Below are 17101 nucleotides of genomic sequence, written 5' to 3' on the forward strand. Positions count from 1 at the left end.
TATGGCAGAATCTATTTACCTACCCAAAAATGCTTCCAAAACAGAAAAATACAAAGCTATCTTGCCTCAAATTGAAGCCTTAATCAGTTCAGAAACAGACCTTTATGCCAACCTAGCCAATGTCTCAGCAGTATTAAAAGAGGCTTTCAACTTTTTTTGGGTTGGTTTTTATTTGGTCAAAGAGGAAGAATTGGTATTGGGGCCTTTTCAGGGTCCATTGGCCTGCACAAGGATTACTTTTGGAAAAGGTGTTTGTGGAACAGCTTGGAAAGAAGAAAAAACCCAATTGGTGCCTGATGTAGAAGCTTTTCCAGGCCATATCGCATGTAGTTCTGCTTCAAAATCTGAAATTGTCATTCCAGGAATAATCGATGGGAAAGTGTGGTGTGTTCTTGATGTGGACAGCGATCAATTGGATGATTTTGACCAAAATGACAAAATTTTCCTCGAAAAGCTAATGAATATATTGTCTAAGCAAGGAAAATCATAAAATTGCCTTCAGTTGCCAAACGCGTATTTTAAGCGAATATGATTTTTCAGCAGGCCCAATTTTGACTTAAAAGTGATGCACAAATTTTTTCAAGTAATCCTTCCCTTGCTCAAAACCAAGACCTGTTTGGTTCCTTCAAAATTACTAGCTTCCAATACTATATTTTTCTCACTGTCAACTGCGCCAAGAAAAATCATTTCATGGGCCGCCAAAAGTTTTTTGACCTCTTCCACATCCTTTAACAACTCAGATGAAATATGTTTACCAACTTCCAACAAATTGAATTCAGAACCTTTCGAGAAAGCCAATTCTACAAAAATCTGTTCTAAGTTTTTCTGAAAAGCAAGTTGCGCGATGTATCTGGCAGAAAGTTTATGGGAAAGGACAGTATTACAACCCAATAAATTGGTATTAAGCAATTGTTCCGTTACCGGATCACCCAAAATAGTAATGATTTTTTTCAAAAATTGAGAATCTCCCTTATTTGCAGTTACAAGCAGCATAGTCAACCTAAACCCAAGCTCATTATCCAAATTGACTACGATGTTATCAAAATTTCCTACTTGGATCTTTTGCAATAGGTCTTCCGAAAAATAATCCGCCTTGGTTTCAAATACAAACTGCGACTCCTGAAGTACCTTCCTACTTTCCATATCAATAAAATCTTCTATGTTGTCCATTTTCCATGTGTCCCCGATAACACAGATTTTTTTACTGACTTCCTCATTTGGAGGAATAATATCCATCCTTTTCTCTAAAGTAATGGGAGTATTTATCCGTTGATATTTAATATGCTTGACACTGTCAGTCAAAAATATAAACCAACAACCTGGACTAAACGACTCACCGAATGGACAGAGATGAATCTGGAAATTCCCGAGCACATCGGCTTTGGAAAAACCTATCAAAGTCCCACCCTTAAAGCTAAAAAGGAGCTGTTCAAAAGTTAGTTGATCGAACTTACTTATTTCCCCTAGCTGTTTGGGATTGATAAAATGAATGGTCGAACCATCGGATGACAAAATCTCAAAAAACACCTTATAATAAACAGGATCGACTTTGGCCCTGGCAATGATACTCCCAATGACATCTCCGGGGGTAATTACTGCGAAAAGGTATCCGGACTTATAACCGGTCAGTTCCATTGCAATTCTTCGGGCATCTTGGTGACTGGAAAGTTCAATAGAACATTTGATTGGGATTCCTTTTTCCTGCTTGTCCTTTAAGTGATTCAAAAATGGAACATTATTGGTCAGGTTAGTCAGTATTTTAAGGTTGAAATTGTCTGATTCAAATGAATCATCAAAATCATCAGGACTTAAGAGGACCAAAGCCTTGGCAAGATGAATGGAAAGCCTATCAAAAGTCCGAATAGACATGACATCACCCTGCCGGATACAAATATCCAGATTATTCCAGCGACTTTGATCAAATTGTGCCCGGAACGTAAGCACTTTGGAAGGTTCATGAAAAAGTAAAACCACATCCTCCAATATCCCTTTTTCCCTGGCCATGATATTTATTTGGTCCAAGATCATCAGTAGTTTGATATTGTAATTTACAAAAAGGATATGGCCACTTTTTTTGTAGGGAAGAGAGCCGCTTTTAATGTTTTCGATCAACTTGATCAGCGCCGCAGATAGAACAGAAATTATAAAAGAGAAAAGGACAAGCCCTATAATTACCTGTGCCAGTCCTACGACAAACTGGACAGGACCCTTGGTATCTGCAAAATTGGCAGGGTCTGCAAAAATTTTATAGCTTCTGGGTAGCCCTCCTAAAAAAGGAGAGAGCGAAAATATTACTATGGCACTTGTAATAAAAATGGCAATTAACTGAATCCAAATTGGGGCCAAAGCAAACCTTTCCGAAGACATGAACCGTCTTATTTTACGGAAAAAAAATCTGGTTTTATCGATGAAAGACAATTTCGAGCTATTTTATTTTATTAAATATAGGAATACTAAAGTAAACTTTCGGTTTTCTAAAAAAAATATGGCACTACTAGGAAAAAAGCCCCATCCAATTTGTAAACCATACCCTTCATGTGCTTTTCTCAGGTAATAATAGGCGGTAACACTGCATTAAGGTTTGAAATTATGATCTCAAAATAAAAGCTGGAAAAGTCTGTTATGTTCTAGATGAGTACAATAAGGAATTGGAGAATATTGACCCCAAATCCAAGATGTATATGGAAACGCTAATTGAAAGCTTGAATATGTTGATTTTGAGCTAAAGCTAAAGCTATTTTGCTTTCTGAATGGTTCTGACGTACAAATCTTCCACCTTCTTCCTTGCCCATTCGGTTTTTCTTAAAAACTTGAGACTTGAATTGATGGAAGGATCATATTGAAAGCAACGGATTGGGATGCGGTTCCCCAATTCCTCCCAACCATAATAATCGGCCAGATATTCCAAAACATCTACCAAACGGACACCATGCAAAGGGTTATTGAGCTGCTTCATTTACTTAAGTATTCAATAATAAAAAAGAAATCATTTTACCTCCCATTTTTCAATATATGTTGGCTCAAAAGCAGTCATTTTTTCAAGAATTTCAGTTGGGTTATCTTCTACAACAAGTAAATCCAGTTGGGCTTGGTGAAGGAATCCTTCACGTACAGCATGCTTTAAAAACTTTAAAAGACTGTCATAATACCCATTCACGTTATAAAGCGCCAGTGGTTTACGGATATAAGCCAATTGGTTAAGGGTCATAATCTCAAACAATTCTTCAAAGGTTCCAATCCCACCTGGCATAGCAATAAACCCATCTCCTCTTTCTGCCATCAACCATTTGCGGTCCCGCATGGTCTCTACCACGGTCAATTCAGTACAACCCTGATGTGCCACTTCGATGTCAACAAGTTTTTGGGGAATAATACCATACACATTTTTTCCTGCTTTCAGCATAGCATCGGCAAGCACCCCCATTAAACCTACATTTCCTGCACCATATACCAATGACATGTCTCTTTTAATCATTTCATTGGCAAGCGCCTGCGCTGCTTCTGTGTAAACTGGGTTTTTACCCTTATTGGAGCCGCAATAAACTGTGATTTTTTTCATTCTTAAATTTAAAAAAGTTTGACGATCAGCCCTAAAAAAAAAAGAGCTCATCCCAAGATTTTTAGACTTTCATGTCAAAACTTGAGAATAAACTCTACAATGGAAGCTTTATAGCAAAGACTAAACAGTCTTTTGATTCAGGGCGTCTACCAATTCTCTTTTCAATTTTCTTTCCCTATCCAAAGTGTTTTTTCTATGCTGATCAAACTCCTCTCTTGTTTCTTCCAAATCCTTTCTGGCTTTGGAAATCACCTTATGGCTTTGACTATATTGGAAAAGGAAAAATAGAAATGCTCCCAAAAGAATGGCCACTAAAGTCCACATAAAACTATTATAGGCAGCTTTATGAACAGGTAATCCAAGAAAAGTAAAACTATCACGTGCTTCTTCTGCACTGACTAATTGCTCTTCTAAAGCCGCCATTTGTTCCTTCAATCCAGCAATATCTGCCTGCCTCGACTTAAGATCCTGTTTTAATGTCACCAAGTCATCTTTAAACACATTCAGAGAGTCCGTCACATTTTGACGAATCTTCTCAAGATGCGCTTTCTTGACTACTTTATATTCCTGGTAATTGTTAGAAATACTGTTGAGGTAATCAAACTGACTGTTGATGGTACCACTGTTTAATGAACCGGTTTGTTCTTGTGCAAAGACAAAACCTGAAAAACAGAAAAATGTAAAAAGGGCGGTAAACAAGTTCTTTCTCATCGGTTATAGGTAAATTTGTACTTATCTTACTTAAAATATTTTGGAATCAGTTCTAATGCCGACTAGTAACAATAAATATGCCCAAATTGCCTGATTTAAGCAAAAAATTAATCAAAAAAGATGCCTTTTATATAGATTTTGTTTCACTGTAAAGCCAAAAATCTACTATTTTTTAGGATGAAAATACCTTATATATTAATAAATATATTTTAATTATAAATATATTTATATATACTACTTCTCATTTCAGGTATTTTTTTGATTTTAGAATTTAAAATTTTGTTTTTCGACCCAATTTACCTACTGATATTCCTTTAAAATTGAAGTTTACAAGGTTTTATTGAAGAATTTGTAAATTGTTAACACATTCCAAGCAAATTAAAGCACATGACAAATCCCTTATTCTTGGATTTAGCAGATTACTTCTTTATGGTATTTCATTCCGCATTGATTCTGTTCAATCTATTCGCATGGGTGTGGAAGCCTTTGAGGGTATGGCATCTTTGGACCATTTCTCTCACTTTTGCCTCCTGGGTAGTTCTGGGGATATGGTACGGGTGGGGCTACTGTCCGCTTACAGATTGGCATTGGGAGGTCCTTCGCCAAAAAGGGTTTGAAAATTTACCGAATTCCTACATAAGCTATTTACTTCAACGCATCCTGAAAATCCATATTTCAGCAAAAACTGTGGATACCCTGACCCTATCTTTGGCTTTATTGGCACTAGTATTGTCTATATGGGTAAATTTTGGTAAAAAAAACAAAGTCTGAGGGTATATCGAATATAGTTTTGCCAAATTTGTTTAAAAAAAGACTCCTATTTTTTACCATATCAATTCATTTTGAAAACCAAATACGAAAAGTTGTTATAAAATTTTCAATCCCAAGGTAGGATTCGGGAATTATTTTTCATTTTAATCAAAAAAGTTATTATAAATTATTTATTATGTAAATTTTAATCATTTTTATTGAAAATATTTTAACATATTAGATGTTTTATTAACTTTGATACATCAATAAAGACAAAAGGTCTTAAAACATTGTAGGATGTTGAAATTGGCAGACAAGCCCTCCTGTCTCGGGGGTGGAGATATTGGGATAAAGCGAACATGGAGCTCGTGTTCTTGCCTAACTACTCCGTGGAGGTTCGAGTCCTTCTCCTACAGCACCAAATAATACCGATCTGGCACACGGCCTGAAATCATTGAAAATTTTATCCTGTAGGATGTTGAAACTGGCAGACAAGCCCTCCTGTCTCGGGGGTGGGGATATCGGAATAAAGCGAACATGGAGCTCGTGTTCTTGCCTAACTGCCCCGTGGAGGTTCGAATCCTTCTCCTACAGCTGGTTATTTTGGGTTTATTGTTAATTGACTAAAGCTGTGAGAATGTATTTCACAGCTTTTTTATTTCAGAGCTCATTCGATTTAACACTTGCTGCTATCAATGCAGGCCTATATGCGGCGATAAAAGTAATAGCTATTACAGCCATACTGGTCCATAGAAAATCTGTCCAAACCATTTTTACCGGATAATTTTCAATAACTGAGGAAGCAATACCCAAGGAAACCATCCCAAAAGTATCCTGTGCCCATACCAGTAAAAAACCTAAAATAAGTCCTATTGCAGCTCCAGTAAAAGCGATTATTGCCCCTTGTTTGATATATATGCTTTTAATAAGGCCCTTCTTGGCCCCAATAGCCAGGAGAATTGCCGTATCCCTTCTCTTTTCGATAGCCATCATGGATAAGGAAAAGAAGATGTTGAAAGATGCTACCGCAAGGATAAAACTGAGTGTAATGAAAACAAATAGCTTTTCAATTTTAATGGTTCTAAGTAAACCGGCATGCTGTTCATCTGTGTCTTTCACACTGAATTCACCACCCAAATGATCCCGTAATTTTCTTTTTACCTTCTGAATGGAATGGTTTTCAGCTACTTTTATTTCAAGAGAAGTCCTTTTTTCCCCATAATTCAGGAGCTTGGAAACAAAATCTAAAGGAGCGATAATATAATTGTCATCAAACTCTTTATCCACACTGAAAAATGCCGAGGGCCGGAGAACATTGCTATTATACATTTGGGAAGGATCAATCGTTCCCGCAGATCTTGGCGCTTTTGGATAAAAGACTTGCAGCATTTCGAATTCATTATCCAAATCCATAGAAAGAAAAAATCCAACCCCTCTACCTACGATTGCTTTTGGCTGTAAATCAGTTCCAAGACTCAAGTCACCCCATACATACCCCCTTCCAAACCTTTCATGATCTAGATAATTTCCTGAAACACCCTTAAGTCTAGCCAAATGCTGAAAATCCCTGTATTTGAAAAGGGCATTGTCTTCAATCACCTCTGTTACGACTTCCACCCCTTCCAGCTCTTGAATAGACCGAAGCCAGGCTTCATCTACAGAAAAAGATTTACCCAAAGTTGCCTCCACTTTCAGTTCCGCATCAAAAGAGGCGTAAAGTGAGCGAACCAAATCTTCCAGTCCATTGAAAACAGACAAAACCACCACCAAAGCCATGGTTCCCACCGCTACTCCTATCATTGAAATCCTGGATAGGACGGTGATGAAATTCCGTTTCTTTTTACTCCGGAAATATCGGGATGCTATGAAAAAGGAAAGATTCAATGGAATTTTATATCAATCTTCATCTTGTTCGGGTGCTTCCGGAATTTCCAAATCAGAAATTACCTTATCCATATGCTGCGCATAGGAAGCAGAATCATCTATAAACAGGGCAATTTCTGGAATGATTCTCACACTCTTTCCAATCCTGTTGCCCAAATGCTTTCTCAACTCACTTTTTTTATCGTTGATTTTATCAAAAACAGGTTTGTCTTTCTCTAATAGAAAACTCAAATATATTCGGGCAAGTCCAAGGTCAGGACTAACCATTACGCGGGAAACTGTAACAAAAGAATTTCCCAGGAGATGCTTGGCTTCCTTTTGGAAAATTTCTCCGATCTCTTTTTGAATCAATTTATTATATTTTTGTTGCCTTTTACTTTCCATATCTTATTTTAATTGGGACAAATTTAGTGAATTAAATGCGTAACCTTTAATTTCGTGCATTCTGTTTATATCAACATAGCCCTTAATTTCTTACTTTGATAAGCTTTTTTAGAATAAACGACCCCTTACGCCTTTTTGCCATATTGGGCATAATACTACTGCTTAGCAGTATTTATTGGGCGGTGCTTGCTCCTCCCACTACCCAGCCGGAAATGATCTGGCTGATTGTAGGAGAAAAAATGGCTCAGGGCAATTTGATGTACAGAGATATTTTAGATGATACAGGACCACTTGCCGCAGCTACCTATTGGTTATTGCACATTGCTTTCGGTAAAAGCCTTATTGCTCATAAAATAATCGCAGGAATTATTCTTTTTGTTCAGATTATTTACATCAACCAACTCTTCAATCGATACAAATCTTTTGATGAAAGCACCTATGTTCCGGCATTTGTGGCTGGGGTTCTGGTGCATGCTTCATTTGATTTATTGAGTCTTTCTCCAGCCTTGATGGGAAGTACTTTCATTTTGTTCTCATTGGGGCAACTCTTTTCCCAAACTGTACTGCAAAAAGAAGGCAATGATTCCGTATTACTAACTGGCATTTTTGCTGGGATTGCATTATGTTTTCACTTCCCTTTGATCTTCTTTTTACCCTACATGTTATTTATGGGGGTCATAATCAGCGGTTTTACTTTCAAACAAATCCTGCTCTCACTCACCGGCTATATCCTCCCATTCCTAATATGCAGTACTTACTATTTTTGGCAGGATGCTTTTCCAGATTTTTTGTCCAAATACATCCTGACATCAAGAAATATGGATATTTATGTACACGTGCGTTTAAGGGATACTGCCATACTCTACGCCGCTCCTATCCTTTTTTCATTTTTAGGGGTTATTTTGGGATCGGTGATCAAATCTTTGACTGTCAACCAACAAAAACAGCTGCAGTTGATGTTACTGTTCTTTATTTTTGGAGCAGCTTCTTTCCTTTTGACCAATAGAAGGGCACCTTATCAGTTTGTAATACTACTCACCCCTTTTGCCTATTTCATTTCCATGTTATTCCTGGCTTTCAGGAAAAAAACCCTCACCAATGGATTGAGCATTTCATTCATTACCTTGGTCCCTTTGATCGGGTATGGCTGGCTTTTGGTGAAAACTTCCCAAAATAGCCTGGATACATACGGAGTCTATTCCAAAGAAAAGCATATGATAGCCAAGGGCAAGAAGGTATTGGTGTTAGGAGATGATCTGGCTTACTATAAAAATGCCAAACAGGTAACTCCCTATCTTAACTTTCACCTCTCAAAGGATGTACTATCCCAATCCCAAAAACCAAAAGAAATTGCCTTGGCTTATAAAAATTTACGATCAGAAATGCCGGAATTGATAGTGGATCCTGAGGGCATATTCGAAGGATTTCTGAAATTTGCCCCTACATTAAAAGAAACCTATCGGAAGGAGGGGCAATACTTTCATTTAAAATAAGCCACCCCTAGACGAGGCCATTCGCATGATTTTTTTTAGCTTATCTGCAGGCTATTTTATTGACCCTTGACTGATGCCTACCGCCTTCAAAATCTGTATTTAAAAAACTGAGCACCATTTTTTCAGCCAGCTCATAGGCTACAAATCTTGCAGGCAATGCAATTACATTCGCATCATTATGTTCTCTTGCCAAGACTGCTAAGTCTTCATTCCAACAAAGTGCTGCTCTTATCCCTTGATGCTTGTTTGCTGTAATGGCCACGCCGTTTCCACTGCCACAAATGATAATTCCTTGGTCAAATTTACCCATCTCAATCCCCGAACAGAGCGGATGTACGTAGTCAGGATAATCTACGGATTCATCTGAAAAAGGCCCAAAGTCCTTCACTTCAAAACCTAAATTTTCCAACTTGGAAATCAATTGTTTTTTAAAAACAAAACCGGCATGATCTCCTCCAATTGCTATTTTTTTTGACATAGTTTGGAATTTAATAATTCTCTTCTAATTCCTGTTTTGCCCTTTTCTTTTCAAGTTTTTTGGCAATCTGAATTCCTGCTTCGTACAAAACCAATATAGGCATGGCAATAAGTATCTGACTAATTACATCAGGTGGCGTTATCACGGCTGCTAGGATCAAAATGGTCACAATCGCATGCCTCCTGTATGCCCTCAACATGGCGGCTGTAACCAGGCCGGACATTGATAGGAAATAAATTACCACCGGCAATTGAAACATGATCGCTGAAGCCAAAACCAACATGGTCAGGGTGGTAACGTAGGAGGTTATGTCAAATTCATTTAGAATACTTGGATCCAATTGGTAATTGGAAAGGAAATTGATGGATAAAGGCGCTAAAATAAAATATCCAAATGCAGCTCCTGTAAAAAAAAGCAAGCTTACAAAAAACACCGCCCCTCTTGCTGCTTGTCTTTCTTTGGAATAAAGTCCCGGACTGATGAATTTCCAAACCTCCCAAAAAAGATAAGGGAAAGAAACAATCAGCCCAACTACAACAGAAGAAGTCAGGTGCATAGAAAACTGACCTGTCATTTGCCTGCTCTGAATGGTAAATGGAAGGGTATCTATGCACAATACAGGCGTCGAAAGGGCCTCCGCAATTCTACAAAGCATTTGATAGGTGATAAAATCTACCCTGGAAGGGCCCAAAATAACCTTTCCAAACACAATGCTTTTGGCTAGGAATGCTGCAACTGTAAATATTAAAACAGCAGCAACCGAGCGTAGCAGGTGCCAACGCAACTGCTCCAGGTGGTCCAAAAAGGACATGCCCTCTTCTTCCTCTTCTTCTCTATACTGATCTAAGGCCACGCTTTTGGGAAATTATTTTAGTATAATGGAAACTGAACCATCCAATCATTTACTTCTTTTTTTATCTGAGCCAGATCTGACTCCTTATCATGATGCTGCAATGCCCTGTCAATTAAGGACACTATACGTTTCATGTCTGCTTCTTTCAAGCCCCTTGTAGTCACCGCTGCAGTACCTACTCTCATACCTGAAGTAACAAAAGGTGATCTGGTATCAAATGGAACCATGTTTTTATTGATGGTAATATCTACCTTACCCAAGGTTTCTTCAGCAAGTTTACCTGTCAGGTCTTTATTCCTTAGATCGATCAACATCAGGTGGTTATCTGTTCCTCCCGAAATTAACTGATAGCCAAGGCTAACAAATTCATCTGCCATGACTGCAGCGTTCTTTTTCACCTGGACTACATATTCCATATATTCATCGGAAAGGGCTTCCTGAAATGCTACTGCTTTGGCCGCAATAATATGTTCCAAAGGACCTCCCTGGGTTCCTGGAAAAACACCTGAATCCAAAAGAGAGGACATTTTTCTCAACTCACCCTTTGGCGTTTTCACTCCAAATGGATTGTCAAAGTCCTCCCTCATCAAGATTAATCCTCCCCTTGGTCCTCTAAGTGTCTTATGCGTGGTGGTAGTCACTATATGACAGTATTCCAATGGATCATTCAAAAGTCCCCTTGCTATCAATCCTGATGGGTGGGAAATGTCTGCCAAAAGAATCGCCCCTACCTGATCAGCAATATCTCTCAACCTTTCATAATCCCAATCACGGCTATAGGCAGAAGCCCCACAGATCAATAATTTAGGTTTCACCTCCAAAGCTTTGGCCTCTACCTTATCATAGTCTATCACTCCCGTATCTTCCTCTACACCATAAAAATTGGGCTTATACAGTTTCCCTGAAAAATTGACAGGTGAACCATGGGTAAGATGCCCACCATGGGCAAGGTCAAAACCCAAAATAGCATCACCTGCATTCAGACATGCAAGAAACACTGCAGCATTGGCCTGGGCACCGGAATGGGGCTGAACATTAGCCCAGCTGGCTCCGAAAAGCTCCTTAACCCTGTCAATTGCCAGTTGCTCAATTTGATCCACTACTTCACAACCTCCGTAATACCTTTTATTAGGAAGTCCTTCCGCATATTTATTGGTCAACACCGAACCTGCTGCTTCCATCACCTGCATTGAAGTGAAATTTTCTGAAGCAATTAATTCGATGCCTGTCCGCTGTCTGTTTTCTTCTTTGGATATTAGGTCAAAAATGACTTGGTCTCTTTTCATGGGGGAATTTCTATTTCGTGCCCAAAAATAGTTTGATTCAATGGATTATCCAATCGATTAACAAATGGAAATCTGCCTTTTTACAATTAATCCAATCTGGGCAAACTCAGCTTATACTTTACGGCAATCAGCCGTATGGAAATGACAACTGAAATAGAAACCAAAAGGTTATAATCCCGTTCCAGACCCAGGTAATGTAAAACCAGATAAAGAATCGCACCGCTGAGGCAGGCCGAGGCATAAATTTCTTTTCGAAATAGTATCGGGATTTCGTTGACCAAAGTATCCCTGATAACTCCTCCCATCACGGCTGTAAACATACCCATGATCGCTGCAATTTCCGGTCTGAATCCCAGGCTCAAAGCTTTTTCCACTCCCAATACCGTGAAAAATCCGATACCGAGTGTATCAAATAAAAACATAGTCTTACGGAGTTTGAGAAGGAATTTGGGAAAGATAAAAGCCGCTAATACGCCAATAAAGATGGCGTATAAAAAATACACATCCCCGATCCATACCAAGGGATAGGACCCTAATAGCACATCCCTCAATGTACCCCCTCCTATGGCTGTAATGAATCCTGTAAATCCAGCTCCGAATAAGTCATGCTCCTTGTCTCTTACTGCCAATGCACCGGAAATGGCAAAAACGAAGGTTCCTGCAAGTTCTAAAGGATATTGTAAATCCATATTACTGAAAACTCTCTCTCAAGTACTTGGCTGTATAATTGCCCTCCTCCTCCATCAATTCTTCGGGGGGTCCTGTAAACGTAACATAACCTCCTTTGTCCCCACCCTCAGGACCAAGGTCTATTACCCAATCCGCTGCTTTGATCACTTCTGTATTGTGCTCAATTATGATTACAGAATGACCCTGCTCGATTAGGGCGTTGATAGAATGAAGCAATTTTCTAATATCATGAAAGTGAAGCCCCGTAGTTGGCTCATCAAAGATAAAAAGAATATGATCACTCGGTTTGGCACCACCTTTACCCAAAAAAGATGCCAACTTAACGCGCTGCGCCTCGCCACCTGAAAGGGTGTTAGAAGACTGCCCCATACCAATATATCCCAAACCAACTTCCTGTAAAGGCTGCAGCTTGTTGATGATTTGTGCTTTGCCCTTGAAAAATTCCATGGCTTCATCAATAGTCATCCCCAGCACATCAGAAATGTCCTTCTCCCTGTATTTTACATCCAAAATTTCATTTTTAAAGCGCTTCCCTTTACAGGATTCACAGGTGAGATGAATGTCGGCCATAAACTGCATTTCTACAGTCACTGTACCTTCTCCATGACAAGCTTCACATCTTCCTCCATCTACATTGAAACTAAAAAACGCAGGTTTATACCCCCTTTGCTTGGCCAACGGCTGATCAGAGTAAAGGGCCCTGATGGCATCATATGCCTTAACATAAGTCACCGGATTGGATCGGGAAGATTTTCCAATCGGATTTTGATCTACAAACTCAACCTGGGTAATCTTTTTAAAATCCCCCTCCAACTTATCGAATTTCCCTGTTTCATCAATAACGGTCCCCATCATCTTTCCCAAGGCAGGATAAAGCACCTTTTTGATCAAGGTGGATTTTCCAGAACCACTCACACCTGTGACCACGGTAAGTGTATGCAGTGGAAATTCAACACTGAGGTTCTTGAGGTTGTTTTCTTTAGCTCCCTTTACTGTAAAGCTATTTTTCCATTTTCTATTCCTTAACTTATCATAGATTTTTTCCTCGCCCTTAAGATAACGGGCGGTATGGCTCTTTCCTCCAATGAGAAGTTCCTCTAGATTCCCCTGAAAAACAAGCTCACCTCCCAATACTCCAGCATCAGGACCAATATCAATAATCTGGTCAGCAGCCTTCATGATTTTTTCCTCATGTTCCACGACAATGACCGTATTGCCCAAGTCACGGAGAGATTTCAAAACCTCTATCAGCCTGTCGCTGTCCCTTGGATGCAAACCAATACTAGGTTCATCCAGAATATACATAGACCCTACCAATGCAGACCCCAAAGAAGTGGCCAATTTTATCCTTTGATGCTCTCCTCCGGAAAGTGAGGAAGTCAACCTATTCAAGGTAAGGTAGCCTAGTCCTACCTTGTCAATATATTCCAGCCGGTTGATGATTTCCTTCAATAAGCGACTGGCAACTTTCTTTTCGGAATCATTCAATTCCAAATGCTGGAAATAACCAAAAGCCTTATCTATGGGCATCAGGACGATATCTATGATAGATTTTCCGTCAATTTTGACATAAGAGGCATCTTTCCTAAGCCGGGTACCTTTGCAGTCTGGGCAAGTGGTCCTTCCCCTAAACCGGGATAGCATTACCCTATATTGGATTTTATGCGTTTTGGACTCAAGGTCTTTGAAAAAATCGTTAAGTCCTTTAAAATGCGTATTCCCCTTCCAAAGCAGGTCTTTTTCTGCTTCAGAAAGGTCTTCATAGGCCCTGTGAATGGGAAAATCAAAGTAAATTCCTTTTTTTACTAAAGGCTCAAGCCATTTTCTGGTAGATTCACCCCTCCAAGGGGCTATGGCCCCTTCATAGACTGAAAGACTTTTATCAGGAATAACCAAATCCGGATCTATCCCCAAAACAGAACCAAAGCCCTCACAGGTTTTGCAGGCACCATAGGGGTTGTTAAAACTGAAAAAATTGACCGAAGGCAATTCAAAACTCAACCCGTCCAATTCAAACCTGTCTGAAAAGGTTCTCTTGTCTTTTCCGGGAATCAGCACTTTACATTCTCCATGCCCTTCAAAAAAAGCTGTTTGCACAGAGTCCGCTATTCTAAATTGATTGTCCTCATCTTTCTCCTGAATACTCACCCTGTCGATCAGAATTTCATAATCACCATTAGGCACCTCAGCGGCACCGATCAGATCCTCTACGAAATATGCTTCACCATTTACCAAAACGCGGGTAAAACCTTTCTGAAGCAAAAGTTCTAATTCCTGATGCATGGTCCTGCCCTTCAACAAGTGTAAGGGACAGGAAATCATCACCTTTTCGCCTTCCTCAAAGCCATGTATAAAATCCACCACGTCGGTCACCGTATGGTGTTTGACCTCATCTCCGCTCACAGGAGATATGGTTTTACCTATTCTGCTAAAAAGTAATTTCAGGTAATCATAAATCTCTGTTGTAGTACCTACAGTGGACCTTGGGTTTTTGGTAGTGACCTTTTGCTGAATAGCAATAGCAGGGGAAACACCTTTGATATACTCCACGTCCGGTTTTTCCATCCTACCTAAAAACTGTCTTGCATAGGAGCTCAAACTCTCTACATACATCCTTTGCCCTTCTGCAAAAAGGGTATCAAATGCCAGAGATGATTTACCAGAACCTGAGAGCCCTGTGATTACCACCAGCTTGTTCCTTGGTATGGCTACGCTGACACTTTTAAGGTTATTTACCCTGGCATTCTTGATAATTATATACTCCTTGGGATCAAGGGAATCTATGGAATTGGTAATTGTTATTTGGCTCAGACTCATAAACGGCAAAGTTACCAATTCAACCTTTCAATTGGTAACTTTGTTGGAAACATTAGCGCTGAACGAGCCATAAAATGTAAGCGTAAACAAAAAATCTCACTATTCTGAGCAAACTGTACTTCAAATAGGTGTTTCTTTCCAATCCTCCAGCTCCGGAAAGCAATGCGATAGCAGAAAAAGGGAGTGGGCTAACCGATGCTACAATAATCAGAAAAGCACCATATTGCTCAAAAAGTTTCATGTATTTGCGGACAAATTTATTTCTAGATTTTAAGAGCCCGCTTTTATTTTTTACAATTCTGCCTATATTGAAGTTGAAATATCCCGCAGTATAAGAGATAATGGATAGCATTCCAATGCTTGGAAAATAAGGTCCGATCCAACCTGTCTCAAGAGACCAGAGCATAAAAACTTCCGGTGGAATAATTCCAAATAAAATCTCAGAACCTACAAATGCCAACATCACCAAATAGGGATTATTGTATATGGTGCCAAACCATTCCATACGCTCCTCTTCAGCCAATGCATTTCGGATCAAAAAAAACAAAGCAACCAAAATACCCAAGTATAAAAACCCTCTCAGGATATTTCTGATAAGGAATCTGCCTTTTTCTCCAATTAATGGCTTTTTGTGTATTGAATTTCCCAATTGTTATCAAGTGTTTGGCTCAGATGTAAAAATAAATGCTGATCTTAGAATCTAAACCTTAATTCAGTAATTTATTCTTATAAATGATGGAAGAACATACCGGACTTTTCAAATTTTTTGATGGCATTCATCCAATTTCTGCCAAATCCAAAGAAGCCTTAAGAAAGATATGCTTTGAGTTAGCCATGCCAAAAGGAAAGGATCTGCAGTCCATTGGCCATACCTGTAAAACCATATACTATGTAGAAAAGGGGCTTGCCCGAACCTACTATTACAAAGACGGAAATGACATTACCGAATCCTTTGCCTTTGAAAATTCTCTTATTGCCAGGGTGGAAAGTCTTTTTACCGGAAATCCAAGTAAAAAAGGCATACAACTTCTTGAAGATAGTATCTTGATTGGAATCCCCTCTCCCGAATTGTTTAATCTTTATGATCAACACCACGATATTGAACGGCTTTTCAGGAGAATTTTTGAATCAGCCTATGTAGAAACAATCAATAGAATAGAAAGCCTTCAATTTCATACAGCGGAAGAACGCTACAAGGATTTATTGAGCACCTCCCCAAATCTTTTGCAGCGGGTACCGCTCAAACATATTGCTTCCTACTTAGGAATTACCCAAGTCAGTCTCAGCAGAATCCGCGCACAAATTTGATTTTTTAACAAATGATAAAGGAAAAGCGGCAAATGCACGGGATCTTTGTATAAAATTAAACAAAAGTGATGCAAAAATCCCATTTAATTGCTGCAGAAACCCTTGATGTCTGGATAAAAGCGGGGAAAAATATTTTCGAGGAAGATGCAATGGGTTATGACAGCTGGTTTGACAAACATCCGATTCTTTTTGAAAATGAGTTGCAAGCCATAAGAATGTTGTTGCCTAATGAAGGTAAGGGCTTGGAAATCGGTGTGGGCACTGGCAGGTTTGCCCTTGCCCTTGGTGTCAAGGAAGGCCTCGAGCCTGCCAAAGCCATGGCGAAAATTGCAGCACAGAGGGGAATACAAGTAAAGGAGGGCGTAGCCGAAGCTTTGCCATATGAAGACCAAAGCTTTGATTTTTTGCTGATGGTAACTACCCTTTGTTTTTTGGATGACCTCTCAAAGGCTTTTGCGGAAGCCTATCGGGTTTTGAAGAAAAATGGCCAATTGGTCATCGGTTTGATCGATAAAAACAGCCCATTGGGGCGACGGTACGCGCAAGAAAAGGCAAATAATCACTGGTACAAAAATGCCCATTTTCACAGTACAGAGGAAAGCAGTGAACTTCTGTCAACAGCAGGTTTTTCAGGTTTCAAATACTGCCAAACCTTGTTCTCTACTGAGGAAATCCCTGAAAAACCCATTTCGGGTTTTGGGAAGGGGAGTTTTGTTGTCATCCAAGCAAAAAAATAAGATATGGAAAAGGTTCAACTAGGCCTGAAGGAAAACTGGCAACAGTTTACCCTTTTGGTCATTATCAACGCATTTGTGGGAGGGATGGTAGGATTGGAGCGAAGTATTCTGCCCCAAATTGCCGAAGTGGAATTTGCCATCGCCGCCAAAA

General features: G+C 39.4%; 17 protein-coding genes and 1 pseudogene. 6 read left to right on the plus strand and 12 right to left on the minus strand.

All coding sequences use genetic code 11. From position 1 onward, the window contains the following. Position 1 precedes the first annotated feature (1 nt). On the plus strand, positions 2-490 hold the full coding sequence (locus QZT73_RS00975) for a GAF domain-containing protein (RefSeq protein WP_291784525.1): 489 nt from the start codon (positions 2-4) through the stop codon (positions 488-490). A gap of 89 nt (positions 491-579) precedes the next feature. On the opposite strand, the gene QZT73_RS00980 is transcribed toward QZT73_RS00975, so the two are convergent. The 4 genes from QZT73_RS00980 to QZT73_RS00995 form a co-directional block, all read right to left on the minus strand. After that, positions 580-2367: a hypothetical protein gene (locus QZT73_RS00980; protein WP_291784527.1), complete on the minus strand. Its 1788-nt coding sequence runs from the start codon at positions 2365-2367 to the stop codon at positions 580-582. 367 nt (positions 2368-2734) lie between these two features. Then, positions 2735-2956: a VF530 family protein gene (locus QZT73_RS00985; protein ID WP_291784529.1), complete on the minus strand. Its 222-nt coding sequence runs from the start codon at positions 2954-2956 to the stop codon at positions 2735-2737. Between the two features lie 30 nt (positions 2957-2986). Beyond that, on the minus strand, positions 2987-3559 hold the full coding sequence (locus QZT73_RS00990) for a TIGR00730 family Rossman fold protein (protein ID WP_291784531.1): 573 nt from the start codon (positions 3557-3559) through the stop codon (positions 2987-2989). Positions 3560-3679: 120 nt separating this feature from the next. Beyond that, a complete protein-coding gene (locus tag QZT73_RS00995; RefSeq protein ID WP_291784533.1) occupies positions 3680-4270 on the minus strand; it encodes a hypothetical protein in 591 nt (196 codons plus the stop codon). Positions 4271-4657: 387 nt separating this feature from the next. Between QZT73_RS00995 and QZT73_RS01000 the strand changes: the two genes are divergently transcribed. Beyond that, positions 4658-5041, plus strand: a complete 384-nt coding sequence (locus QZT73_RS01000) for a DUF2784 domain-containing protein (protein ID WP_291786172.1) — start codon at positions 4658-4660, stop codon at positions 5039-5041. A 639-nt stretch (positions 5042-5680) separates the two neighbouring features. Here QZT73_RS01000 and QZT73_RS01005 read toward each other — a convergent pair. After that, the gene (locus QZT73_RS01005) at positions 5681-6904 is read right to left on the minus strand and encodes an FtsX-like permease family protein (protein ID WP_291786174.1); all 1224 of its coding nucleotides are present in this window, start codon (positions 6902-6904) and stop codon (positions 5681-5683) included. 12 nt (positions 6905-6916) lie between these two features. After that, a complete protein-coding gene (gene rbfA, locus QZT73_RS01010) occupies positions 6917-7288 on the minus strand; it encodes a 30S ribosome-binding factor RbfA (RefSeq protein WP_291786177.1) in 372 nt (123 codons plus the stop codon). A 95-nt stretch (positions 7289-7383) separates the two neighbouring features. On the opposite strand from rbfA, the gene QZT73_RS01015 reads away from it, so the two are divergent. After that, positions 7384-8781, plus strand: coding sequence for a hypothetical protein (locus tag QZT73_RS01015; protein WP_291786178.1), 1398 nt, complete (start codon positions 7384-7386; stop codon positions 8779-8781). A 40-nt stretch (positions 8782-8821) separates the two neighbouring features. Here the strand turns inward: QZT73_RS01015 and rpiB are convergent, their stop codons facing one another. From rpiB to QZT73_RS01045, 6 genes are all read right to left on the minus strand, one after another. Continuing rightward, positions 8822-9259 carry a ribose 5-phosphate isomerase B gene (gene rpiB / locus QZT73_RS01020; protein ID WP_291783757.1) on the minus strand — a complete coding sequence of 146 codons (438 nt, stop codon included), beginning with the start codon at positions 9257-9259 and terminating at the stop codon, positions 8822-8824. Between the two features lie 10 nt (positions 9260-9269). Then, on the minus strand, positions 9270-10112 hold the full coding sequence (tatC, locus tag QZT73_RS01025) for a twin-arginine translocase subunit TatC (protein ID WP_291783756.1): 843 nt from the start codon (positions 10110-10112) through the stop codon (positions 9270-9272). 17 nt (positions 10113-10129) lie between these two features. Continuing rightward, on the minus strand, positions 10130-11398 hold the full coding sequence (glyA, locus tag QZT73_RS01030; RefSeq protein ID WP_291783754.1) for a serine hydroxymethyltransferase: 1269 nt from the start codon (positions 11396-11398) through the stop codon (positions 10130-10132). An 86-nt stretch (positions 11399-11484) separates the two neighbouring features. Then, complete coding sequence (locus tag QZT73_RS01035) at positions 11485-12087, minus strand: trimeric intracellular cation channel family protein (RefSeq protein ID WP_291783752.1); 603 nt, start codon at positions 12085-12087, stop codon at positions 11485-11487. Position 12088: 1 nt separating this feature from the next. Continuing rightward, positions 12089-14905 carry an excinuclease ABC subunit UvrA gene (gene uvrA, locus QZT73_RS01040; protein WP_291786179.1) on the minus strand — a complete coding sequence of 939 codons (2817 nt, stop codon included), beginning with the start codon at positions 14903-14905 and terminating at the stop codon, positions 12089-12091. Between the two features lie 52 nt (positions 14906-14957). After that, positions 14958-15554: a VTT domain-containing protein gene (locus tag QZT73_RS01045; RefSeq protein WP_291786180.1), complete on the minus strand. Its 597-nt coding sequence runs from the start codon at positions 15552-15554 to the stop codon at positions 14958-14960. Positions 15555-15637: 83 nt separating this feature from the next. Here QZT73_RS01045 and QZT73_RS01050 point away from each other — a divergent pair, with 83 nt between their 5' ends. The 3 genes and pseudogenes from QZT73_RS01050 to QZT73_RS01060 all read left to right on the plus strand — a co-directional run. Next, the gene (locus QZT73_RS01050; protein ID WP_291786181.1) at positions 15638-16213 is read left to right on the plus strand and encodes a Crp/Fnr family transcriptional regulator; all 576 of its coding nucleotides are present in this window, start codon (positions 15638-15640) and stop codon (positions 16211-16213) included. A gap of 68 nt (positions 16214-16281) precedes the next feature. Next, complete coding sequence (locus tag QZT73_RS01055; RefSeq protein ID WP_291786182.1) at positions 16282-16950, plus strand: class I SAM-dependent methyltransferase; 669 nt, start codon at positions 16282-16284, stop codon at positions 16948-16950. A 3-nt stretch (positions 16951-16953) separates the two neighbouring features. Further along, a pseudogene (locus QZT73_RS01060) lies at positions 16954-17101 on the plus strand (MFS transporter); the annotation flags it as partial.

It is taken from the genome of Cecembia sp. (assembly GCF_007126775.1).
GTDB lineage: Bacteria > Bacteroidota > Bacteroidia > Cytophagales > Cyclobacteriaceae > Cecembia.

Coding starts and splice junctions, on each gene's coding strand:
- QZT73_RS00975 (WP_291784525.1), top strand. CDS start 2: ATGGCAGAATCTATTTACCTACCCAAAAATGCTTCCAAAACAGAAAAA.
- QZT73_RS00980 (WP_291784527.1), bottom strand. CDS start 2,367: ATGTCTTCGGAAAGGTTTGCTTTGGCCCCAATTTGGATTCAGTTAATT.
- QZT73_RS00985 (WP_291784529.1), bottom strand. CDS start 2,956: ATGAAGCAGCTCAATAACCCTTTGCATGGTGTCCGTTTGGTAGATGTT.
- QZT73_RS00990 (WP_291784531.1), bottom strand. CDS start 3,559: ATGAAAAAAATCACAGTTTATTGCGGCTCCAATAAGGGTAAAAACCCA.
- QZT73_RS00995 (WP_291784533.1), bottom strand. CDS start 4,270: ATGAGAAAGAACTTGTTTACCGCCCTTTTTACATTTTTCTGTTTTTCA.
- QZT73_RS01000 (WP_291786172.1), top strand. CDS start 4,658: ATGACAAATCCCTTATTCTTGGATTTAGCAGATTACTTCTTTATGGTA.
- rbfA (WP_291786177.1), bottom strand. CDS start 7,288: ATGGAAAGTAAAAGGCAACAAAAATATAATAAATTGATTCAAAAAGAG.
- rpiB (WP_291783757.1), bottom strand. CDS start 9,259: ATGTCAAAAAAAATAGCAATTGGAGGAGATCATGCCGGTTTTGTTTTT.
- glyA (WP_291783754.1), bottom strand. CDS start 11,398: ATGAAAAGAGACCAAGTCATTTTTGACCTAATATCCAAAGAAGAAAAC.
- QZT73_RS01035 (WP_291783752.1), bottom strand. CDS start 12,087: ATGGATTTACAATATCCTTTAGAACTTGCAGGAACCTTCGTTTTTGCC.
- uvrA (WP_291786179.1), bottom strand. CDS start 14,905: ATGAGTCTGAGCCAAATAACAATTACCAATTCCATAGATTCCCTTGAT.
- QZT73_RS01050 (WP_291786181.1), top strand. CDS start 15,638: ATGATGGAAGAACATACCGGACTTTTCAAATTTTTTGATGGCATTCAT.
- QZT73_RS01055 (WP_291786182.1), top strand. CDS start 16,282: ATGCAAAAATCCCATTTAATTGCTGCAGAAACCCTTGATGTCTGGATA.